At 60.7% G+C, this 16,072-nt stretch carries 16 protein-coding genes; 11 read left to right on the forward strand and 5 right to left on the reverse strand.

Annotation, left to right across the window (positions count from 1 at the left end):
• Positions 1-51: 51 nt before the first annotated feature.
• From soxC to katG, 3 genes are all read left to right on the forward strand, one after another.
• Positions 52-1,335 (forward strand): sulfite dehydrogenase, encoded by a 1,284-nt coding sequence (gene soxC / locus AC5SSZ_RS05225; protein WP_065273489.1) that lies wholly within the window; start codon positions 52-54, stop codon positions 1,333-1,335.
• Positions 1,319-2,374 carry a c-type cytochrome gene (locus tag AC5SSZ_RS05230; RefSeq protein WP_065270565.1) on the forward strand — a complete coding sequence of 352 codons (1,056 nt, stop codon included), beginning with the start codon at positions 1,319-1,321 and terminating at the stop codon, positions 2,372-2,374. Before soxC ends, AC5SSZ_RS05230 begins: the two co-directional genes overlap by 17 nt.
• A 414-nt stretch (positions 2,375-2,788) precedes the next feature.
• Positions 2,789-5,005: a catalase/peroxidase HPI gene (katG, locus tag AC5SSZ_RS05235; RefSeq protein WP_368948055.1), complete on the forward strand. Its 2,217-nt coding sequence runs from the start codon at positions 2,789-2,791 to the stop codon at positions 5,003-5,005.
• Between the two features lie 93 nt (positions 5,006-5,098).
• On the opposite strand, the gene AC5SSZ_RS05240 is transcribed toward katG, so the two are convergent.
• Positions 5,099-6,106 (reverse strand): GlxA family transcriptional regulator, encoded by a 1,008-nt coding sequence (locus AC5SSZ_RS05240; protein WP_065270563.1) that lies wholly within the window; start codon positions 6,104-6,106, stop codon positions 5,099-5,101.
• A gap of 259 nt (positions 6,107-6,365) precedes the next feature.
• Here AC5SSZ_RS05240 and AC5SSZ_RS05245 point away from each other — a divergent pair, with 259 nt between their 5' ends.
• From AC5SSZ_RS05245 to AC5SSZ_RS05270, 6 genes are all read left to right on the forward strand, one after another.
• Positions 6,366-6,998 carry an ATP-dependent Clp protease proteolytic subunit gene (locus AC5SSZ_RS05245; protein ID WP_065270562.1) on the forward strand — a complete coding sequence of 211 codons (633 nt, stop codon included), beginning with the start codon at positions 6,366-6,368 and terminating at the stop codon, positions 6,996-6,998.
• A gap of 144 nt (positions 6,999-7,142) precedes the next feature.
• Positions 7,143-8,408, forward strand: a complete 1,266-nt coding sequence (clpX, locus tag AC5SSZ_RS05250) for an ATP-dependent Clp protease ATP-binding subunit ClpX (protein ID WP_065270561.1) — start codon at positions 7,143-7,145, stop codon at positions 8,406-8,408.
• Between the two features lie 107 nt (positions 8,409-8,515).
• Complete coding sequence (locus AC5SSZ_RS05255; protein ID WP_495437414.1) at positions 8,516-8,878, forward strand: RidA family protein; 363 nt, start codon at positions 8,516-8,518, stop codon at positions 8,876-8,878.
• Between the two features lie 108 nt (positions 8,879-8,986).
• Positions 8,987-9,373 (forward strand): NADH:ubiquinone oxidoreductase subunit NDUFA12, encoded by a 387-nt coding sequence (locus tag AC5SSZ_RS05260; RefSeq protein WP_065270558.1) that lies wholly within the window; start codon positions 8,987-8,989, stop codon positions 9,371-9,373.
• Positions 9,374-9,428: 55 nt separating this feature from the next.
• On the forward strand, positions 9,429-9,884 hold the full coding sequence (mlaD, locus tag AC5SSZ_RS05265; RefSeq protein ID WP_495437417.1) for an outer membrane lipid asymmetry maintenance protein MlaD: 456 nt from the start codon (positions 9,429-9,431) through the stop codon (positions 9,882-9,884).
• A gap of 83 nt (positions 9,885-9,967) precedes the next feature.
• Positions 9,968-10,333 (forward strand): DUF2155 domain-containing protein, encoded by a 366-nt coding sequence (locus tag AC5SSZ_RS05270; RefSeq protein WP_065273488.1) that lies wholly within the window; start codon positions 9,968-9,970, stop codon positions 10,331-10,333.
• Here AC5SSZ_RS05270 and aat read toward each other — a convergent pair.
• The 4 genes from aat to AC5SSZ_RS05290 form a co-directional block, all read right to left on the reverse strand.
• On the reverse strand, positions 10,297-10,929 hold the full coding sequence (gene aat / locus AC5SSZ_RS05275; RefSeq protein ID WP_495437419.1) for a leucyl/phenylalanyl-tRNA--protein transferase: 633 nt from the start codon (positions 10,927-10,929) through the stop codon (positions 10,297-10,299). The two genes, AC5SSZ_RS05270 and aat, sit on opposite strands and share 37 nt — an antisense overlap.
• Positions 10,930-11,051: 122 nt before the next feature.
• Positions 11,052-12,401 carry an acetyl-CoA carboxylase biotin carboxylase subunit gene (accC, locus tag AC5SSZ_RS05280; protein ID WP_495437422.1) on the reverse strand — a complete coding sequence of 450 codons (1,350 nt, stop codon included), beginning with the start codon at positions 12,399-12,401 and terminating at the stop codon, positions 11,052-11,054.
• 9 nt (positions 12,402-12,410) lie between these two features.
• Positions 12,411-12,908 carry an acetyl-CoA carboxylase biotin carboxyl carrier protein gene (gene accB / locus AC5SSZ_RS05285; protein ID WP_495437425.1) on the reverse strand — a complete coding sequence of 166 codons (498 nt, stop codon included), beginning with the start codon at positions 12,906-12,908 and terminating at the stop codon, positions 12,411-12,413.
• A gap of 202 nt (positions 12,909-13,110) precedes the next feature.
• Positions 13,111-13,647 carry a LuxR C-terminal-related transcriptional regulator gene (locus AC5SSZ_RS05290; protein ID WP_065270553.1) on the reverse strand — a complete coding sequence of 179 codons (537 nt, stop codon included), beginning with the start codon at positions 13,645-13,647 and terminating at the stop codon, positions 13,111-13,113.
• A gap of 99 nt (positions 13,648-13,746) precedes the next feature.
• On the opposite strand from AC5SSZ_RS05290, the gene AC5SSZ_RS05295 reads away from it, so the two are divergent.
• The gene (locus tag AC5SSZ_RS05295) at positions 13,747-15,255 is read left to right on the forward strand and encodes a class I adenylate-forming enzyme family protein (protein ID WP_495437428.1); all 1,509 of its coding nucleotides are present in this window, start codon (positions 13,747-13,749) and stop codon (positions 15,253-15,255) included.
• Positions 15,252-16,055 (forward strand): 3-hydroxybutyrate dehydrogenase, encoded by an 804-nt coding sequence (locus AC5SSZ_RS05300; RefSeq protein WP_495437430.1) that lies wholly within the window; start codon positions 15,252-15,254, stop codon positions 16,053-16,055. The genes AC5SSZ_RS05295 and AC5SSZ_RS05300 overlap by 4 nt, the downstream gene beginning before the upstream one ends.
• Positions 16,056-16,072: the final 17 nt, after the last annotated feature.

The following is a 16,072-nucleotide window of genomic DNA, read 5'->3' on the forward strand; positions in this document are numbered from 1 at the left end:
GCCGATGGGGCCCTGCCAGGGCACTCATCTAAATATGGAGGCATGAACAAGATGAGCGATAATTCAAAGGGTTTCACCCCGTCGCGCCGTCAGTTTCTGGCGGGTGCGGCTGCGGCCGGGGCCGGATCTGCGGTTGCTGGTGCGGCCCAGGCGGCCGGGCCTGACCCGCTGATCACGGAAGTCCAGGAATGGGCCAGTGGCCTGGGTGATGGCGTCGACGCCACCCCCTATGGTCTTCCGATCAGCTATGAATCGGATGTGATCCGCCGCAACGTGGAATGGCTGACTGCCGATACGATTTCGTCGATCAACTTTACCCCGATCCACGCGCTGGATGGCACCATCACGCCGCAGGGTTGTGCGTTCGAACGTCACCACTCGGGCGCGATCGAGCTGAAGAAAGAAGACTACCGCCTGATGATCAACGGTCTGGTCGACACGCCGCTGGTCTTCTCCTACGCAGATCTGGAGCGTTTTCCTCGTGAAAACCGCGTCTACTTCTGCGAATGCGCGGCGAACTCGGGCATGGAATGGGCGGGTGCCCAGCTGAACGGTGCCCAGTTCACCCACGGCATGATCCACAACATGGAATATTCCGGCGTCAGCCTGCGCACGCTGCTGGAAGAGGCCGGTCTGGATGCTGCAGGCGATCTGAAGGACAAATGGGTCTATGTGGAAGGCGCCGATGCCTCCTCCAACGGCCGTTCTATCCCGATGGACAAGGCGCTGGACGACGTTCTGGTGGCTTTCAAGGCCAACGGCGAAGCTCTGCGCAAAGAGCACGGCTATCCGGTGCGTCTGGTCGTTCCCGGCTGGGAAGGTAACATGTGGGTCAAGTGGCTGCGTCGCATCGAAGTCACCAACGGCCCGGTTGAATCCCGCGAGGAAACCTCGAAGTACACCGACACGCTGGCCGACGGCACCAGCCGCAAATGGACCTGGGAAATGGATGCGAAATCCGTTGTCACCAGCCCCAGCCCGCAGTCGCCGATCACCCACGGCAAGGGTCCGCTGGTCATCACCGGTCTGGCCTGGTCCGGTCGCGGCCACATCACCGGCGTTGATGTCTCCATTGATGGCGGCAAGACTTGGAATGAGGCCCGCCTTGCGGCGCCCGGAACCGATAAGGCGCTGACGCGCTTCTACCTCGATATCGACTGGGACGGTCAGGAAATGTTCCTGCAAAGCCGCGCCCGCGACAGCTCGGGCTACGTGCAGCCGACCAAGACCCAGCTGCGCGACGTGCGTGGTCTGAACTCGATCTATCACAACAATTCCATCCAGACCTGGTGGGTGAAGGCAAACGGAGAGGCGGAAAATGTCGAAGTTTCCTAATCTGATCGCAGCAACAGCAGTGGCCACCGCCTTGGCGGTGCCTGCCTATGCAGAGAAGTTCGGACTGGGCCGTCCGGCGCTGCCCGAAGAGATCGCCGCATGGAACCAGGACGTCAGCCCCGATGGCACCGGCCTGCCCGAAGGATCGGGTGACGTGTTCACCGGCGAAGAAATCTTTGCCGAACAATGCGCTGTCTGCCATGGCGATTTCGCCGAGGGCGTTGGAAACTGGCCGAAACTGGCGGGCGGTGCCGACACGCTGGACCACGAGGACCCGTTGAAGACCGTGGGTTCCTACTGGCCGCATCTGTCGACCACCTGGGATTACGTCAACCGCTCGATGCCGTTTGGCGCGGCGCAGACGCTGGAACCGGATGAGGTCTATGCCATCGTGGCCTATATCCTGTACTCCAACGATCTGGTGGATGACGAGTTCACCCTGTCGAACGAGAACTTCCTGGATGTGGAAATGCCCAACGCGGATGGCTTCATCGTCGATGACCGCCTGACCTCCGAAGCGCATTTCTGGACCGACACGCCTTGCATGGAAAACTGCAAGGACAGCGTGGAAATCACCATGCGTGCGGCGGTTCTCGATGTGACCCCAGACGAAACTGGCGAAGTCCCTCCGGCGGAAACCGGTGAAGCCGTGGTTGAAGAGGCCAAGGCGGAAGAGCCTGCCGCCGCTGAGCCGGTGGAAGAGGTTGCCGCGCTGGACCCTGAACTGGTTGCAGATGGCGAAAAGGTCTTCAAAAAGTGTAAGTCTTGCCACCAAGTGGGTGACAAAGCCAAGAACAAGACCGGTCCGGTTCTGAACGGAATCGTTGGTCACGCTGCTGGTGCTGTGGAAGGCTTCCGTTATTCCAAGGCCATGAAGTCGGCCAATGAAGACGGTCTGGTCTGGACCGAAGAAGAGCTTTCTGCCTTCCTGGCAAAGCCGAAAAAATACATGAAAAAGACCAAAATGTCCTTTGCCGGGCTGAAGAAAGACGACGACATCGAAGCGGTCATCGCCTATCTGAAGTCCTTCGGCGGCTGATGGTCTGACGGCCATATGGTTCTGGCATTGCCGCTTTTCATGGGGCGGCGGGGCCGGGCAGTCCACCTGGCAATACATTTCTGAAAACAGGCGCGGATCGCTTCCGTGCCTGTTTTTTATTGCTGATCAGGATTGATTGTTGGCTGGGTCGCTGTGGTTCGCGCATCCGCGAACAAAGGTATAGGAATTTACTATGATTGCTATCAGTAAAAATAACTTATTTTTATCACACAGATTTGTTAGAACGTTTCTAGGTTAAGGGAGGGAGGCCTTTAGGGGTGCGGATCCTATCTGCGTTTCTGCACTCCACGCAAAGGCTCTTCTCCTGACAGACACTTGTCCTTCTGGAATGGCCCATTCCGGGGCAGGTGTCGCGCCACGACGACAGAAACGTAGCAATAATCGGAGGAAAAAATGGACGGCAATGATATTCCCAGCGGCAAATGCCCGGTGATGCACGGCGGCACAACCACCTTTGGCGCGCGCGTCAACAGCGATTGGTGGCCGAACCAGCTGAACCTGCGGATCCTGCATCAGAACAGCGCAAAGTCCGACCCGATGGGGCAGGCCTTTGATTACGCAGAAGAATTCAAGAAACTCGACCTGAAGGCGCTGAAGAAAGACCTTTATGCGCTGATGACCGACAGCCAGGACTGGTGGCCGGCGGATTACGGTCACTATGGCGGTCTGTTCATCCGCATGGCCTGGCACAGCGCAGGCACCTACCGCACCGGCGATGGCCGCGGGGGCGGTGGCACGGGGCAGCAGCGTTTTGCGCCGCTGAACAGCTGGCCGGATAACGGCAACCTTGACAAGGCGCGTCGCCTGTTGTGGCCGATCAAGCAGAAGTACGGCAACAAGATTTCCTGGGCCGACCTGATGATCCTTGCGGGCAACTGCGCGCTTGAGGACATGGGCTTCAAGACCTTCGGTTTTGCCGGTGGCCGCGCTGACGTGTGGGAGCCGGAAGAGGACATCTACTGGGGCGCCGAAGACGAATGGCTGGCGACCTCTGATACGGAAAACAGCCGTTATTCTGGCGATCGTGAGCTGGAAAACCCGCTGGCAGCCGTGCAGATGGGCCTGATCTACGTGAACCCGGAAGGTCCTGACGGTAACCCGGACCCCATCGCCTCGGGCCGCGACATCCGCGAAACCTTTGCCCGCATGGCGATGAACGACGAGGAAACCGTCGCGCTGACCGCTGGTGGCCACACTTTCGGCAAGATGCACGGCGCGGGCGATGCTGCCCACGTGGGCGCCGAACCCGAAGCCGCGCCGATGGAGGCGATGGGTTTTGGCTGGCTCAGCAGCTACAAATCCGGCAAGGGCCGTGACACCATCACCTCGGGTCTGGAAGGCGCCTGGACGTCGAACCCGATCAAATGGGACAACGGTTATTTTGACGTGCTGTTCAAATACGAATGGGAAAAGGTCAAAAGCCCGGCCGGTGCCTGGGTCTGGACCCCCAAGGACATCCAGGAAGAGGATATGGCGCCCGATCCGGAGGATCCGTCCAAGAAGGTTCCGATCTTCATGTCCACTGCCGACATGGCAATGCGCATGGACCCGGCCTATGAGAAGATCTCGCGTCGTTTCCACGAGAACCCGGAAGAGTTCGCAGATGCCTTTGCCCGGGCTTGGTTCAAGCTGACCCACCGCGACATGGGGCCGAAATCGCGCTACCTGGGCGATGAGGTTCCCGCCGAAGATCTGATCTGGCAGGATCCGATCCCTGCCGTGACCCATCCGGTCATTGGTGAGGCGGAAATCGCCGAACTGAAAGAGAAGATCGCGGCTTCGGATCTGACCATCCCTGAGCTGGTTTCGACCGCCTGGGCCTCGGCCTCGACCTTCCGTGGGTCGGACAAGCGGGGCGGTGCCAACGGTGCCCGTATCCGTCTTGCGCCGCAAAAGGACTGGGAAGCCAACCAACCCGAACAGCTGGCCCGTGTTCTGGGCGTGCTGGAAGGGATCCAGGGCGCCTTCAACGCAGGCCGCAGCGATGGCAAACAGGTGTCGCTGGCAGATCTGATCGTGCTGGGTGGCTCGGTTGGTATCGAGCAGGCTGCAAAGAAGGCTGGGCAGGACATCACTGTGCCTTTCACACCGGGACGTGCAGACGCAACGGCTGAGCAGACCGATGTGGAATCCTTCGAGGTGCTGGAGCCGGTGGCTGATGGTTTCCGCAACTACCAGAAGACGCAGTTCACTGTTGCGCCGGAAGAGATGATGCTGGACCGGGCGCAACTGCTGACGCTGACAGCACCGGAAATGACGGCGCTTGTCGGTGGCCTGCGGGTTCTGAACACCAACGTCGGGCAGACTGCCCATGGTGTTTTCACGGATAAGCCTGAAACCCTGTCCAACGACTTTTTCGTTAATCTTCTGGATATGTCGACCGAGTGGAAACCCACCTCGGACGAGGCACAGGAGTTCGAAGGCCGCGACCGCGCCAGCGGAGAGGTCAAATGGACAGCCACCCGTTGTGATCTGGTCTTTGGCTCCAACTCGCAACTGCGCGCCCTGGCCGAGGTCTATGCCCAGGCGGACAATGGCGGGAAATTCGTCAATGACTTCGTGGCGGCCTGGACCAAGGTGATGAACGCAGATCGCTTCGATCTGTCCTGAACACGGCCTGTCTGATCTGTCCGAAAAACAACCAACGCCCCGGCATTTGCCGGGGCGTTCTTACTTGGGCGCCGGGCATCAGCCCGTTGAGTGTCAGGACCAGCCTTTACGGAAGAAATGCGGGCTGGCACCGAATTTGCGTTTGAACTGGCGGGAAAAATGCGTGGTGCTGTTGAAGCCCGAAGCCAGCGCGATCTCGGTCACCGACATCGAGGTTTCATTCATCAGGGCAAAGGCATGGCTGAGCCGCATATCGCAATAGACGTGCATCGGGCTCTGGTTCAGGTAGCGGGCAAAAAGCCGCTCCAGCTGGCGACGGGAGATATCCAATCGGGCGCAAAGATCGCCGATCTGAAGCGGTTCTTCGATCGCTTCCTGCATCAGCTGCAAGGCGTTAAGCAGGCGCTGGTTGCGGCTGCCAATGGCAACCGCGAAATTCGACTTCTGCGGCGCGGCCTGTCCGCCGGAGCGGGCATGCAGGCACATGTCGGCCACGATAATGGCCAGCTGTTTGCCGTGGCGCGCTTCAATGAGGCTCAGCATCAGGTCGGTCGCGGCATTGCCGCCGCCGCAGGTCATCAGGGGGCCCGAAACCTCGAATGTATTGGCGGATGGGGTCAAGCGCGGAAATCGTTCGATGAACCCCGGCTGGTTCTCCCAGTGCAGGGTGAATTTCTGATCCTTGATTAGTCCGGCTTGCGCCAGTGCAAAGGCGCCCGTGCAGATCCCACCGATGGAGCGGCCAAAGCGGCTTTCGCGGCGCAGCCAGTTGAGCGTGGCCTCGCCAGCGGTGCTTTGGGGTTCGACCCCGGCACAGACAAAGCCAAGGCTGTCGGCGGGCAGGGGGCGCAAGGGCATGTCCGGCGTAATCATCATCCCGTTTGAACACCGGATCGGTTCGCCATCCTCGGTCATCACGAACCAGCGATAAAGCCGCGTGTTGGTAACCTGATTGGCGATCCGCAAAGGTTCGATTGCGGCTGCGACGGGCAGCATCGTCGCCTTTTTCAGCAGCAGGAAATAGAAATCCTGCGGTTCCCCTTCAAATGGCACGTCCAGCTTTGCCGCCGCACCTTTTTGAACGAAGCTGTCATCTGTCATGGCATGGATCCGCCGCCGGGAGTGTTTCTGTGTCTTAAGCCAGAGTTTTGCAGGCAGGCCGGGGAATTGCGACCGGGGATTCGCGAATAGCGACCTGCTGGCCCGGGGTGTGGAACCGGTCGCAGGAGGAGCGGCAGGACGGGCGCAGGCAGTTTAAATTCGCATACCGCCCCTTGCAGGCCTTTTGGGCGAGCACTAAGACTCAGGTAACAGTTGGTCCGATATGATGGCGGACATAATTCAAAGCAGGCAGGTCCTAATGATTGATCCGACAGAAACATACATGAACACTCTGGTGCCCATGGTGGTTGAACAGACCAGCCGGGGTGAGCGCGCCTACGATATCTTCTCGCGCCTGCTGAAAGAGCGTATCATCTTCCTCAACGGTCCGGTTCACGATGGGATGAGCTCGCTGGTCGTGGCGCAGCTGCTGCACCTTGAGGCGGAAAACCCGTCCAAGGAAATCTCGATGTATATCAACAGCCCCGGCGGTGTTGTGACCTCGGGCCTGTCGATCTACGACACCATGCAGTACATCAAACCCAAGGTCTCGACCCTAGTGATTGGTCAGGCGGCCTCGATGGGCTCGCTTCTGCTGACCGCGGGTGAGCCCGGCATGCGCTTTTCGCTGCCCAACAGCCGCGTGATGGTACACCAGCCGTCCGGCGGGTATCAGGGTCAGGCGACCGACATCATGATCCACGCCGAGGAAACGCTGAAGCTGAAGCGCCGCCTCAATGAAATTTACGTGAAGCACACCGGCCAGGAATACGAGAAGGTCGAAAGCGCACTGGAGCGTGACAATTTCATGTCGCCCGAAGAAGCCAAGGCCTTTGGCCTGATTGACGAAATCGTCGAAAGCCGCAGCAAAGGCGACGACGAAACCAGCTAAGCCCGGTAGATCAACTGGGTGTGTGCCCCTATCCCTTTGGGGCACACTTTGACATTGTGACCGCTTGAGCAGTGTCTTAAGCTGTCAAAAAGGCGAAGGGGGCTGACGGCTCTTTTTCGGCCCGAGCGGACTGAAAGGTAGATCATGGCAACGAACTCAAGCGGCGACAGCAAGAACACGCTTTACTGTTCCTTCTGCGGCAAAAGCCAGCATGAGGTGCGCAAGCTGATTGCAGGACCGACCGTGTTCATCTGCGACGAATGCGTCGAACTGTGCATGGACATCATCCGCGAAGAAACCAAGGCGTCGGGGCTGAAGGCCACCGATGGCGTGCCCACGCCCAAGGACATCTGCGAGGTTCTTGACGATTATGTGATCGGTCAGGCCACGGCAAAGCGGGTTCTTTCGGTGGCGGTTCACAACCACTACAAGCGTTTGAACCACGCGCAGAAAACTGCCAGCGATATCGAACTGGCGAAATCCAACATCCTGCTGATCGGCCCCACCGGCTGCGGCAAGACGCTGCTGGCGCAGACGCTGGCGCGCATTCTGGATGTGCCCTTTACCATGGCTGACGCCACCACGCTGACCGAAGCCGGTTACGTGGGCGAGGATGTGGAGAACATCATCCTCAAGCTGTTGCAGGCGTCGGAATACAACGTCGAGCGCGCGCAGCGCGGCATCGTCTATATCGACGAGGTCGACAAGATCACCCGCAAGTCGGAAAACCCCTCGATCACCCGCGACGTGTCGGGCGAGGGCGTTCAGCAGGCGCTGCTGAAACTGATGGAAGGTACCGTCGCCTCCGTTCCGCCGCAGGGCGGGCGCAAGCATCCGCAGCAGGAATTCCTGCAAGTGGACACCACCAATATCCTGTTCATCTGCGGTGGCGCTTTTGCCGGTCTCGACCGGATCATCGCGCAGCGCGGCAAGGGCTCTGCCATGGGCTTTGGCGCCGATGTGCGTGATAACGATGACCGCGGTGTGGGCGAGATCTTCCAGGATCTGGAACCCGAAGATCTGCTGAAATTCGGCCTGATCCCGGAATTTGTTGGCCGTCTGCCGGTTCTGGCAACGCTGGAAGATCTGGATGAGGACGCGCTTGTTACCATCCTGACCAAGCCGAAGAACGCGCTGATCAAACAGTACCAGCGCCTGTTCGAGCTGGAAGACACCGAGCTGGATTTCACTGACGAGGCGCTGATGGCAATTGCCAAGAAAGCCATCGAACGCAAAACCGGTGCCCGGGGCCTGCGCTCAATCCTCGAAGATATCCTGCTCGACACCATGTTCGAATTGCCGGGCATGGAGAACGTCACCAAGGTAGTCGTGAACGAGGAAGCGGTGACATCGGATGCGCAGCCTCTGATGATCTATGCCGACGAAAAGGAATCCGCATCGGCCGGTTAACCCGCTGATGTGGATCGCATTTGCGCTGTTGCGTGGAGGGGCGAACGTCATTTTGACGTTCGCCTTTTTCTATGGGGTTTGGGCTTCAATACAGAGAGGGGCATTTCATGACGATCAAACGCATTTCATCCGGCGGTGAATTTGAGAAAAAGGTTGGCTATTGCCGGGCCGTTGTGGCGGGCGGTTTCGTGCATGTCGCAGGCACCGTGGGGCAGGGGGAGGATGTTGTCTCCCAGTGCCGATCGGCGCTGGATATCATTGCAAAGGCACTGGCTGAGGCGGGCGCTTCCTTTGCCGATGTGGTGCGGGTGAACTATTACCTGCCGGACCGGACTGAATTCGACGCCTGCTGGCCGATGCTGGCCGAAACCTTTGGGGATAATCCCCCCGCTGCAACGATGATCGAATGCGGGCTGATCAACCCGAAGTATCGGATTGAAATCGAAGTTACGGCCCTTCTGCCCCAGTAAGCCTGGGATCGTGCCAATTCCTGCCATGCTGTTAGCCACAGGGTGGCAACCCACTGGACCTCGCGCCGAAAGTACGCCATATCAGGGGCAACATTTTCGGAGGCACCCATGGGAATCCTGAACTCTCTTCTGCGCGCTGTGACCTGGTGGAACGGCTCCACGCTCAACACCGCTATCTACACCCGCCGCAAAGGCATCAAAGTGGGCGAGGATGACGCGGGCAATGTGTTCTACCGCAATGCCGATGACAGCCGCCGCTGGGTCATGTTCAACGGTGAGGCGGAAGCTTCGCGCGTCAGCCCCGATTGGCACGGCTGGCTGCACCGGACCTTTGACGAGGTGCCGAGCGACAAGCCGCTGGCGCATAAGACCTGGGAAAAACCGCATCAGGAAAACCTGACCGGCACCGCGCTGGCCTATGCTCCGGCCGGATCGATCCGCCGGGGCGGTGAGCCTGAGCGGCGCAGCGACTACGAGGCCTGGGTTCCCGAGTAACCCCTGACATCTTTGCGGTGTCAGCTGACGACAAATAACGATTTAGGCAGGCGATATGTCCCATAATACCACAGAGGTTCTGGCCGGTGGCGTTGTCGTTGCGGCGGCGCTTGCCTTTGCCGTCTACGCTGGACAGGCTGCGGGCCTGTCGCGCGGCGGGGCGGGCTATCCGCTCAGCGCCTCTTTCCGCTCTCTCGAAGGGGTCACCGTCGGCACTGACGTACGGCTGGCCGGGGTCAAGATCGGCACCGTCACCGGGGTCGAGCTGAACCCGCAGACCTTCCGCGCCGATACCAGTTTTTCCGTCGACAATGGCATCGTGATTCCCGACGACAGCTCGGCAGTGATTTCCTCCGAAGGGTTGCTGGGCGGTAACTTCGTCGAGATCATGCCCGGTGGTTCGCCGCTGAACCTGGAGGCCGGGGAGGAGATCCTCGACACTCAAGGCGCTGTTAGTCTGATTTCGCTTCTGGTGAAATTCGTTTCCGGAAGTGGTGGAGAAGACCAGTGACGCACCGCACGGCCCGGCCGCGGACTGTCAGATCGGCGCTGCTTTGGGGCTGCGCTGTTTGTGCTGGGTTCGGCCTGACCGCGATGGATGCCGCGGCGCAGGCGGTGATTACGCAGGAGCTGTCAGAACAGGATCAGGCGGCACAAGAACAGGCCGCATCGGGCTCTGCTGCCGTTTTGCGCGGCCTTGATAAGGTCAACGGGCGCACGGTGGATGCCGAGATCCCCGTTGGTGGCAGCGCAGAAATCCTGGGCCTGATCGTGACTTTGGGCGAATGCCGTTATCCCGCTGACAACCCGACCGGCGATGCCTATGCCTTCCTCACCGTGCGCAGCCCGGCCAATGGCGAAGTCTTCTTTGAAGGCTGGATGATCGCCTCAAGCCCGGCGCTGAACGCGCTGGATCACAATCGCTATGACGTCTGGGTCATCCGCTGCAAAAGCGAGTGAGGCGTCGGTGTCTGCGGGCGGGTGAAATCGCCACTCCCTTCCATGGCGTCGCGCAACTGCCGCCGATAGGCTGCACGGCTGATCTCGATCGCGCCGAGTGAGGCCAGATGATCGGTCAGGAACTGTGTGTCGCACAGAGCAAAACCGCCCTGTCGCAACCGGTCCACCAGGTACGCCAGCGCCACCTTTGAGGCATCGCGTTGGCGCGAGAACATGCTTTCGCCAAAGAACGCCGCGCCGAGCGAGACCCCATAGACGCCTCCAACCAGTTCATCGCCATGCCGCACCTCAAGCGAATGCGCATGGCCGATCCGGTGCAGATCCATATAACGGTCGAAAATCTCACCATTGATCCAGGTATCCGGTCGGTCGGCGCAGCCCGCGACCACACCAGCGAAATCGCGGTTGATGGTGATCGAAAAGCCGCCATTGCGGATGCGTTTCGCGAGGGAGCGGGAGATGTGAAACCCATCCAGAGGCAGGATACCGCGCCGTTTCGGATCAACCCAGAAGATCTCCGGATCGTCGCGGTGTTCTGACATGGGAAAGACGCCAACGGAATAGGCATGCAGCAAGAGTTCGGGCGTAAGGCTCATGCGGGTGCCCCCGGGGGCTTTGGTGGCTTCGGTCGTCTTGGTGGCCTTTTCCTTATTGGCAGGCCCTCAGGCGACAGGGCGGGCATGGACGCGCCCCGTCGCGATCATTTGCAGCCCGGCCCTTAGGCGGGCAGGTTTTCTTCCAGCCAGTGCTCCAGCCAGTGGATGTCATAATCCCCGGCCAGAACGTCACGCTCCTGCAGCAGGGCGTGGAACAGCGGAACGGTGGTGTCGATGCCATCGACGATCAGCTCACCCAGCGCGCGGCTGAGACGCGCCAGCGCCTCGGGCCGGTCGCGGCCGTGCACGATCAGTTTCCCGATCAGGCTGTCGTAATAGGGCGGGATCGAATAGCCGTCATAGAGCGCCGAATCCATCCGCACACCGAGACCACCGGGCGCGTGGAACGCGGTGATCTTGCCGGGACAGGGGGTAAAGTTCGGCAGTTTTTCCGCATTGATCCGCACTTCGATGGCATGGCCATTGATCTGAAGATCGTCCTGACCAAAGGACAACGGCTGACCCGAGGCAACACGGATCTGTTCGCGCACCAGATCGACACCGAAAATACCTTCGGTCACCGGATGTTCCACCTGCAGGCGGGTGTTCATCTCGATGAAGTAGAACTCGCCGTCCTCGTAAAGGAATTCGACCGTACCGGCGCCGGAATAGCCCATCTTGCCAATAGCATCGGCGCAGATCTTGCCAATACGGGCGCGCTCTTCCGGGCTGATCGAAGGGCCGGGGGCCTCTTCGAAAACCTTCTGGTGGCGTCGCTGCAGCGAGCAGTCACGCTCGGCAAGATGCAGACCGGTGCCCTTGCCGTCGCCAAAGACCTGAACCTCGATATGACGCGGCTTCTGGAGGTATTTCTCCATATAGACTTCGTCATTGCCAAATGCTGCCTTGGCTTCGGAGCGGGCGGTGGAAAAGGCCATTTCCAGCTCGGCTTCGTCCTTGGCCACCTTCATGCCGCGTCCACCGCCACCAGCGGTAGCTTTGATGATCACGGGATAGCCCATGTCGGTCGCAGCGGCCTTGGCCGTGGCCAGATCCGGCACGCCGCCCTCAGAGCCCGGCACCACGGGGATGCCCAGTTCCTTGGCGGTTTCCTTGGCGGTGATCTTGTCGCCCATGATGCGGATATGCGCCGCCGAGGGGCCAATGAAGGTCAGCCCGTGATCCTCGACGATCTGCACGAAGTTGGCGTTTTCCGACAGGAAGCCATACCCGGGGTGAATCGCCTGGGCGCCGGTGATTTCACAGGCCGAGATGATCGCCGGGATCGACAGATAGCTTTGGTTGCCGGCGGGCGGGCCGATGCAAACCGACTCATCCGCCATGCGCACGTGCATCGCATCGGCATCGGCGGTGGAATGCACCGCGACGGACTGGATGCCCATCTCGCGGCAGGCCCGGATCACGCGCAGGGCGATCTCGCCGCGGTTGGCAATCAGGATCTTGTCAAACATGCTGGATCCTTACTCGACGATGACCAGGGGGGATCCGAACTCCACGGCGGCGCCGTCTTCGACCAGAATGCGCTTCACCGTGCCGGATTTCGGCGCGGGGATGTGGTTCATCGTCTTCATCGCTTCGACGATCAGCAGAGTATCACCCTCTTTGACGCTGTCACCGACCTTGATGAAGGAAGGCGCGCCGGGTTCGGGCTGCAGATAAACGGTGCCAACCATAGGCGAGGTCACCGCGCCGGGGTGGCTGGCGGGGTCTTCTGCGGCTTCCGGTGCCGGAGCTGCAGCGGCTGCTGCCGGGGCCGGTGCGGCGGCAGCGGCCGGTGCCGCTGCGATCGTCTGCACCGTGGCAGGGGCGGCGGCGATTTGCCGTGAAACCCGCACGTTCAGGCTGTCATCTTCACCGTAGTCCCGCTTGACCTGCAGTTCGGTCAGGTCGTTTTCGCGCAGCAGTTCCGCCAGCGCCTTGATGAATGCCACGTCAGCTTCGTGAGATTTTTCTGTCATTTTGTCCTCAGCCGGTTCCGACAGGCCTGCGAAGATGTCGCAGGCTGGAAATTAGAGCGCTTATAGGCCAAGCTTTACCACAAGGAAAGCGCTGCCGATCATGCGCGGTCTATTAGCGCCAACATGGGGGCGTCGCGCGGGATTCGCAATTGCAGAGGGGCCTGTGATTGGCCAAAGGCAGCTGTCACGGCCTCTTAAAGGCTCATAATGGCATTCCGGTCAGCTTGGCCACCAGTTCGGGCAGTTTGCGGGCGCCGAACTTTTCCAGAAGGTGCGCCCGATGGGTTTCTATGGTGCGGTAGGAGAGGTTCAGCTTGGCGCCGATTTCCTTGGCCGACAGGCCCTTGCAGGTCAGAATGGCGACCTCGCGTTCCCGCGGGGTTAGGCTGACCACGGGGCGGTCGTCTGAGATATCGGCAAAAGACCAGACACCAGTCTGAAACGGTGCCTCTGGCGATACGGACCGCCCACGCACCCGGCACCAGAAGAGTTCTCCTGATCGGCGGCGCATGATGCGTTCGTCGCTATAGCTGCCGGTGCGGTGCTCTTCTTCCTGCAAGAGCGCGCCAATACGGCGAAACTCTTCCTGGGTGGGATAAAGATCCGCGATCAGCATTTCGTCATAGTCGGCTGGCTCCCCGCCAAAGGTCGCGGCGAACTGGAGATTGCAGCGTTTGATCACACGGCGTTCCAGCACGGCAAGGCCGACGGGCGCATGGCTAAAGGCGATATCTGTCATGACCTCTATTAACCGGGTATTTTTGCGGAATTGAAGAGGCCGGGGCCGCATGGAAATGTATTTCTGCCGCTCAACAGGGCGCGCTATGGGAGGATTAGCATGAATATCGGAATGTGGCTGGCCCGTCAGGCTGCGGCGGGCGGGGACCGTCCTGCCTTGTTTCTTGGCCGCGATCAGGTGGCGGACTACGACAGCTTCCACCAAAAAGCCGCAGGTGTTGCAGGCTGGCTGGTCTCGCAAGGGGTAGAGCCAGGGGACCGTGTCGCAATCTTCATGAAGAATTGCCCGGACTATCTGATCGCCCTGTTCGGGATCTGGTATGCCGGAGCTGCGGCGGTGCCAGTCAACGCAAAGCTGCATGGGCGCGAGGCGGCCTATATCCTTGAAAATTCCGGCACCCGGCTGGTCTTTGCCTCAGCTAGTCTGGATACGGCCCTGCGCGAGGCCGGGGTGACGCTGGATATCATCGACTTCTCCGGTGCAGACGGGGGCGCCGTGCTGGCTGCGGATCCTGTGACTGCGCCGGTCCGGCGGGCACCACAGGATCTGGCCTGGCTGTTCTACACATCGGGGACCACCGGCAGGCCCAAGGGGGTGATGATCACCCACCGGATGCTGGTGACGGTGTCGCTGGCCTATCTCAACGATGTGGATGCGGCCAGCGCTGAGGATCAGATCCTATACGCTGCCCCGATGAGCCACGGCGCAGGCCTTTATGCCATGCTGCACGTGCTGGTCGGCGCCGCGCACGTTTGCCCGCCGTCGGGGGGATTTGAACCGCATGAGATTTTCGATCTGGCCGAGCATTTTGGCCGCGTTCAGATGTTCGCGGCGCCCACCATGGTGACGCGCATGACCGCGCGGGCCAAGGCGGCAGGACGCAGCGGACGCGGCCTGCGCACAGTCGTCTACGCGGGTGGCCCGATGTATCTGGCGGATATCATCGAGGCGGTCGATCATTTCGGCCCGGTCTTTGTACAGATCTATGGACAGGGCGAATGCCCGATGGGGATCACCGCACTCAGCCGTCATGACGTGATCGACCGAAGCCATCCCGAATGGCGCTCTCGACTGGCTGGTGTGGGCCGCGCCCAAAGCCCGGTCGAGGTGCAAATTGGATCATCGGATGGCACAGCGCTGTCGCCGGGAGAGGTCGGAGAGATCATGGTGCGTGGCGATGCGGTGATGCCGGGCTACTGGAACAATGAGACCGCCACCGCAGAAACGTTGAAAGACGGCTGGCTGATGACTGGGGACATGGGGGTCATGGATGCGGCGGGCTATCTGACGCTGCAGGACCGCTCCAAGGATATGATCATCACGGGCGGCTCGAACGTCTATCCGCGCGAGGTCGAAGAGGTGCTGCTGATGCACCCGGATGTGCAGGAGGTCTCGGTCGTGGGGCGCAGGCACGCCGACTGGGGCGAAGAGGTGGTCGCCTTTATCGTGGGGACGGCACCCGAGGCAGAGCTGGATGCGCTTTGCAACGATCAGATCGCCCGCTTTAAGCGGCCCAAAGCCTATATCCGCACGGCGGAGCTTCCCAAGAACAATTACGGCAAGGTCCTGAAGACCGAGCTGCGCAAAATGCTGGAGGAAAACGCATGACGGATCTGAGTGGAAAGACGGCGCTGGTAACAGGATCGGTTCAGGGGATCGGCCTTGCGATCGCAAAGGAACTGGCGGCCGCGGGCGCCCGTATCGCGGTGCATGGCATCGCCGATGAAGCAACCGCGCAGGCAGCGACGGAGGCCCTGCAGGAGGCCGGGGCACCCGAGGCGCGCTTCTTTGCCGGGGACCTGAGCCAGCCGGAAGAGATCGACGCGTTGATGAGCGCGGTTGCGGACTGGGGCGGCGCCGATATCGTGGTGAACAATGCCGGCATCCAGAAAACCGCGCCTTTGGCCGAGATGCCGCGCGAGACGTGGGATGCGATCCTAGCGGTCAACCTGTCGGCGGCCTTTCACATCATGCAGGCGGCGCTGCCGGGCATGGCGGCGCGCGGATTTGGCCGGGTGATCAATATCGCCTCGGTCCACGGGTTGGTCGCTAGCAAGGACAAGGCGCCCTATGTGGCCGCGAAATTCGGTCTCGTTGGTCTTAGTCGGGTGGCGGCGCTGGAGTATGCCGATCAGGGCAGCCGAGACACCGGCGGCGTGACGGTGAATTGCATCTGTCCGGGCTGGACCGAAACCGCGATCATCGAGCCGCAGGTGGCGGCGCGGGCAGCGCAGATGGGCGGTGACAGGGAGGCGGGGATCGCCGATCTTCTGTCCGAAAAACAGCCCAGCAAACGGCTGTCTGACCCGTCGGAAATCGGCGCGCTGGCGCTGTGGCTTTGTGCGCCCGTGGCGCATAACGTCACCGGTACCGCCATTCCGGTTGATGGCGGCTGGACCGCGCAGTAGGCGCCAAAACACACCGT

This window comes from Phaeobacter sp. CC-HEC084, from assembly GCF_059429255.1.